This is a genomic window from Porphyromonas canoris (genome assembly GCF_000765975.1).
GTDB classification, from domain to species: Bacteria; Bacteroidota; Bacteroidia; order Bacteroidales; family Porphyromonadaceae; genus Porphyromonas_A; species Porphyromonas_A canoris.
The window spans coordinates 1-704 of sequence record NZ_JQZX01000001.1; the positions used below are offsets into that span (position 1 = coordinate 1).

Annotated in this window: 2 tRNA genes and 2 rRNA genes; all 4 read left to right on the forward strand. The window is 45.9% G+C overall.

Annotated features, from left to right (window positions below):
* Positions 1–74: ribosomal RNA gene (locus HQ29_RS00005) — 16S ribosomal RNA — on the forward strand; the annotation flags it as partial.
* Positions 75–257: 183 nt separating this feature from the next.
* Positions 258–331: transfer RNA gene (locus HQ29_RS00010), tRNA-Ile, on the forward strand.
* Positions 332–388: 57 nt separating this feature from the next.
* Positions 389–462 (forward strand) — tRNA-Ala (locus HQ29_RS00015).
* A gap of 159 nt (positions 463–621) precedes the next feature.
* Positions 622–704, forward strand: a 23S ribosomal RNA gene (locus tag HQ29_RS00020); the annotation flags it as partial.

Below are 704 nucleotides of genomic sequence, written 5' to 3' on the forward strand. Positions count from 1 at the left end.
GGGTAATACCGGTAACTGGGGCTAAGTCGTAACAAGGTAGCCGTACCGGAAGGTGCGGCTGGAACACCTCCTTTCTGGAGCGAAGTATTCCGGTCTGTTGTTTATATAAAGGACAGACAACTATTACTTGGGTATGAAGGGTAATGTACCCTGTCTGCTTGTTGAGAATGTATTCAATAGTACAATATATCATTCGGTCCGTATGAGAGGGATCGAAATAAGTGGCGTGAGTCTGTACGGAGTACGATCTGCTATCCAGTCCTATAGCTCAGTTGGTTAGAGCGCTACACTGATAATGTAGAGGTCGGCAGTTCAAATCTGCCTGGGACTACGAAAGAACTTCAACCGGCGGGATTGGAGGGACAACAACAAGGCAACAAACTCTTAAGGGGGATTAGCTCAGCTGGCTAGAGCACCTGCCTTGCACGCAGGGGGTCGACGGTTCGAATCCGTCATTCTCCACAAAATTCGAATCCGTCATTCTCCACAAAACAAAGAGATCATAGACATATTGGAAGAGAAGAATATAGTAGGATTGTCCTGTACTCAAGTATGGGATGATATAAAACTACAATAGCCGTATTGTACCGTAATTGGTATGATATGCGAGAGCAAAAAAAATATAAGCAAAAGAAGGGCAGACGGTGGATGCCTTGGCTCTAAGAGGCGATGAAGGACGTGATAAGCTGCGAAAAGCTGTGGGG